Below are 5,161 nucleotides of genomic sequence, written 5' to 3'. Positions count from 1 at the left end.
TTGGCCGAGGCGCCGTCGTCTTGGTACCTCACGGGCTTCATCGCACCGTTGGAGGAGAGCGCCGGCACGGCAGACGACGATCCCGACCGCCAGGAGGACGCCGAGACCGAGGCGGACGAGGTCGCCGCAGACGGTCCCGTCGCCGCCGGGGCGGCCGATGACGACAACCCGCCGGAAACGCCGGCGACCCGCCGCCGCTACCTGCCGTCGTCCATCGGCTTGACAGTGCTGGTGCCCGACACGGTCGAGGCCGTCGACGTGCGGTTGACCTGGGGCGACTACGTCACCGAACCGCCGCTGCCGGCGAGCGTGCTCACGGCCGAGGACGCCGAGGCGCCACGCGTGCACTGGGTTCGCCGGCCGCGGGAGCGCACGGTGCGCCTGAGAGTGCCCAAGAGCGGAAAGGGGAACCCGATCCTCGTCCCCGACAGCGCCGCGGAGGTGCGGCCGGGCGGCGCGCTGGAGCTGCAGGCACACGCCCGGCTGTTCACCCTCAAGGAGCCGGGCGAGCCGCAGCGAACCGCCCGCGCGCTCAGCGTGTTTCTCGTCAACCGCCGCAAGCCCGCACGGCGCCGCTACGCCGATGTCGCCTTCGCCTTCCAGGCGCGGATCGAGGTGATCTGTGACACTGGCCTGGTGCCACGCCGTGACCTCTCCGGCTATCAATCGGACGACGATGACCTGCGCACCGCCGACCTGCACTATCGTGGCGAGGCCGAATACGCCGTCGGGCGGAACACCTCGGCCGGCTGGGACGCGCCGGGCGCCGACGGCCGCGTGCGCCGGGTGTGGACCGATCCGCTGCCGACAGCCGAAGTCGAGCGGGTCGCGCCGAACGAAGAGATCGCCAATGTCGAGTTCGGCATGGAGGCGCTGGCCGAACTGGCGGCTTCTGGTGGCGCGACGCTCGCAGGCAAGCTTTCCGATCTCCCCACTCAATATGGCGCATGGATCGTCTCGCAGCGGGCTCTCTTGACCGGCCTCGCCGATCGCCGGCGCGAAACAGCCGAACGGCTGATCGCGGCGATGGAAACGGCGCAAGCGCGCATGGCTGAAGGCATCGCGCTGCTGCAGGGCGACGACAAGACGCGCACCGCGTTTCGCATCATGAACCTCGCCGTTGCCCGGGCGGCACGGCGGCGGTTCGCGGCCGAACGAGGCGTCGAGCCCGAGACGATCGCGGCGCCGAGGTGGCGGCCGTTCCAGCTCGCCTTCATCCTGCTCAATCTCGCCGGGCTCGCCGACAAGAACCATGACGACCGCGAGGTGGTCGACCTTCTGTTCTTCCCGACCGGCGGCGGCAAGACCGAGGCCTATCTCGGCCTCGCCGCGTTCGCCATCGCGCTGCGACGGTTGTCTGCCGGCGGGGTGCTTGGCGCCGGCGTCACCGTCATCATGCGCTACACGCTTCGCCTGCTCACCCTCGATCAGCTCTCGCGCGCCGCGGGCGTTGTCTGCGCCCTGGAGCTGATGCGCACCGATCCGCAGTTTGTGCTTGCCAGCGGCGCGCGCATGCTGGGCGACTGGCCGATCGAGATTGGCCTTTGGGTCGGCTCGGACGCATCGCCGAACCTGCTGGGTGGCCGGGGCAACTCGGGCGATCACACCGCGGTCACCCGCGTTCGCCGCTATCGCAAGGACAAGAGAAAAGCACCCGCACCGCTGAAGGCGTGTCCGTGGTGCGGGACAGCGTTCTCGCCGCAATCGTTCGCCTGCGTGCCGAACGAGCACGCACCGAAAAACATGACGATCACCTGTGCCAACCCGGCCTGCGATTTCACCCGCGACCGGCCGCTGCCGATGCTGACCGTGGACGAGGTCATCTATCGCCGGCTGCCGGCGTTCCTGATCGCGACCGTCGACAAGTTCGCAAGTCTGCCCTGGATCGGCCCGTCGGGGGCCTTCTTCGGCCACGTTGACCGGTATGACGACGATGGTTTCTACGGCGCCGCAGAACCGAGGGATGGCACACCGCTGTTCAACGACAACGTCCTCGATCCGCCGGATCTGATCATCCAGGACGAACTGCACCTGATCTCGGGCCCGCTCGGCACCGTCGTCGGCCTGTACGAGACCGCTATCGACCGGCTGTGCACGCGCAAGTTCGACGGCGGTCGGGTGCGGCCGAAGATCGTCGCCTCGACCGCCACCGTGCGCCGGGCGCAAGGACAGATCCGCGCGCTGTTCGATCGCGCCGCGACCGAAGTGTTTCCGCCTCCCGGCATCGAGCGCGCCAACAGCTGGTTCGCCAGGACCGTGCCGTCGAGCGAAAGCCCGGCGCGCCTCTACCTCGGTCTCGCGGCGCAGGGCCGTGGACCGAAGCTGGTCTTCCTGCGCGGCCTGACGACGCTCATGGCGGCGGCGCACGCGGTTTACGCTGCGAACGGCGGCGCCGAGGCGGACGCGAACCCGGCCGATCCGTATATGACGGCGCTTTGTTACTTCAACGCGCTGCGCGAGCTGGGCGGTGCACGCCGGATCGTCGAGGATGAGGTGCGAGACCGCGTTGGGCGCTACGGCACCAGTCGGCGCCGGCTCGACCCGCCAGAGCAAACGTTCGTTGACAGGCAGATCGGCGACCCCCTCGAACTCACCTCTCGCGTCTCCACCGATGATGTCGCCGCGGCAAAAGCCCGACTGGACAGGCCGTTTCAGGGGGCAACCACCGACCCCGTCGACGTTGCGCTCGCCACCAACATGATCTCCGTCGGCCTGGACATCCAGCGGCTCGGCCTGATGGTCGTGCAGGGCCAGCCGAAGACCGCAGCAGAGTACATCCAGGCGACCAGCCGCGTCGGCCGGGCGGTGGAGAAGCCAGGCCTGGTCGTGACGGTGTTGAACGTGCACAAGCCACGCGACCGGACACACTACGAGTCGTTCCGTCTGTTCCACCGCACGTTCTACCGTTCGGTCGAGGCGACGAGCGTGACGCCCTGGGCCGCTCGGGCCCTCGACCGGTCTCTCGCCGCGGTGGTGGTAGCGGTGGCTCGACATCTCCGTCCCGAACTGACGCCAGAGCGGGCGGTTCAACGGCTGCGCGACATTCCCGGCTATCGTCAGGAGGTTGTCGACGTGATCGCGTCGCGAGCGCCGGACGAAGCGGTCGTCGGCGGACGCGAAGCGCTGCGCCGTCACGTCGATGGCCTGCTCGACGATTGGGAGGCCATTGTCAGCGATCTCAAACCGCGGGTGGCCTACGGCGACCGTCGCGAAGGCCAACAGCTCCTGCACGCCCCTCTCGACCCGGCGCTGCCCAACCTTCCGGACAACCACCGGCGTTTCGTTGCCGCCCGCTCGATGCGGGACGTCGAACCGAATGTGGTCTTGCGGGTTCGGGATCCCTACGGCAATCGGTTTGTGGCCGAGGATGTTCTATGAGCACGCGCCCCGTTCAGCGCCAGAGTCAACTCATCACCACCTTCGGACCGGGTGCGATGGTGGACCTGCCGACGCGCTCTGTCCTGATTGGTGGACTCGATCGGTGGTTCGCTCCCAAGGACACCTATACGCAGATCGATGAGCCGTCGCTCGCCCGCTACCTGGAGAACTGGCTGCGCGAGCGGGGGCGGATTGACGAGGGGCGGACACTACGGCTCTTGACACCGCCGCTGTCAGCGGGCGCGAGGAGCGGCGATCTTCCAGGCGTGGACGTCACTGTCTTCCCAACGTGGTTTGTCTGCGAGCGGGTCGAAGCGCCCAAGATTGGCGAACAGGAGCGACGTGGGCGAAGACTCGTCCGGTGGCAGGATCTTGATCCCGCAGGCGGTCGCCGGCGCTACCAGCACGAAGACGGCAAGAAGGACGACGTCATGCCGCTGCGCTTCGTCGGCGCCTGCGTCGAGGGGCACCTGCAGGATATCGACTGGCGGTGGCTTCTTCACTCTGGGGAGCCGTGTCAGGAACCGATGTGGCTGATCGAAGAGGGGACGAGCGCAAGCTTGAGCGATCTTGAGATCGTTTGCGGTTGCAACCGTACGCTATCGCTGCGCGATGCCACGAAACCCGGCCGGTTGGGAAAGTGCCAAGGCCGCCAGCCATGGCTTTCTGCTGACGCCTGCGAACCGTGCGCCGAGAACCTGCGACTTCTCACGCGTTCAGCGATCAATGCCTACTTTCCGCAAACGGTCAGCGTCATCTCGCTGCCCGTGGAGGAGGACGCGCTGGTGGTAATCGTCAGGCGCCATCTCGCTGATCTTGCAAGCGTCGAGAGCGCCGCTGATGTCGGGCAAGCACGCCGCTTCAACAGCGCCTTGCGCATGGATCTAGAAGGCTACTCCGATGCGGACGTCTTCGAGCGGCTGAAAGTCGTCAAAGATCGGGTTGCGCTCGACGCATCGACCAATCCAAGAGTGTTGGAGTTTGACATTCTGGCGAGCGGTCGCCAGACGATCGGCGTCAACGAATCTGGCGCCCGGCTTTACGCCGAAACGCTGTCACGAGACGACTGGTTCGAACCCATCTCCCGCAACCTCGACGGCGTACGCGATGTCGTGGCCGTGCACAGGCTTCGGGAGGTCATGTGTCTCTACGGGTTCACCCGGTTCGAGCCGGCGCCAACGGCGGCGGACAGTGAACTGGAGGATATCCAGCTGGCGGTGCGCGGAGCTCCCATCGCTCAGAGTGCCGACTGGCTGCCGGCGATAGAGCAGTTCGGTGAGGGAATCTTCGTTACCTTCGATCCGGCGGCCGTTGACGGCTGGCTCGACCGCGAGGCGGTCGGTCAACGGCTTGCCGTCCTGCATGAGGGATTTCTTGCGCACCAGCGGAAGTACCCCGGCTCGGCAGAACAGCGCTTCCCCGGCGGCCAGTACATCCTTTTGCACAGCCTGGCACATGCCCTGATCACGGAAATTGCTCTCGAATGCGGATATCCAGCGAGTTCGCTAAAGGAGCGCATCTACGCATTTCCTGCTTCCTCAGGCTGTGCAGCCCGCTATGGGCTCCTCATCTACGCAGCAGCGACCGGCGCGCAAGGGACCCTCGGAGGCCTCGTCGCGCGCGCAAATGCGTTTGCTCGCACCGTGGACCGTGCGCTCGAACGCCTCACGATCTGCTCCAATGATCCCGTCTGCGCCGATCACGAGCCCGGCAGCGCCGTCGACGAACGGGCACTCCTCGGCGCCGCCTGTCACGGCTGCCTGCTGATCGCCGAGACCAGCTG

General features: G+C 67.1%; 2 protein-coding genes. Both read left to right on the top strand.

Annotated elements, in window-relative coordinates; all coding sequences use genetic code 11:
- Window positions 1-3,378 (top strand): DISARM system helicase DrmA, encoded by a 3,378-nt coding sequence (gene drmA / locus RKP46_RS08955; RefSeq protein ID WP_311106328.1) that lies wholly within the window; start codon window positions 1-3, stop codon window positions 3,376-3,378.
- Window positions 3,375-5,161: DUF1998 domain-containing protein (locus RKP46_RS08950; RefSeq protein WP_311106327.1), on the top strand; the 1,787-nt coding region annotated here is incomplete at its 3' end. The genes drmA and RKP46_RS08950, both read left to right, overlap by 4 nt.

Origin of the sequence: Accumulibacter sp. (assembly GCF_031732815.1) — a bacterium.
Classification (GTDB): Bacteria; Pseudomonadota; Gammaproteobacteria; order Burkholderiales; family Rhodocyclaceae; genus Accumulibacter.
This window is presented reverse-complemented; position numbering and strand designations above follow the sequence as displayed.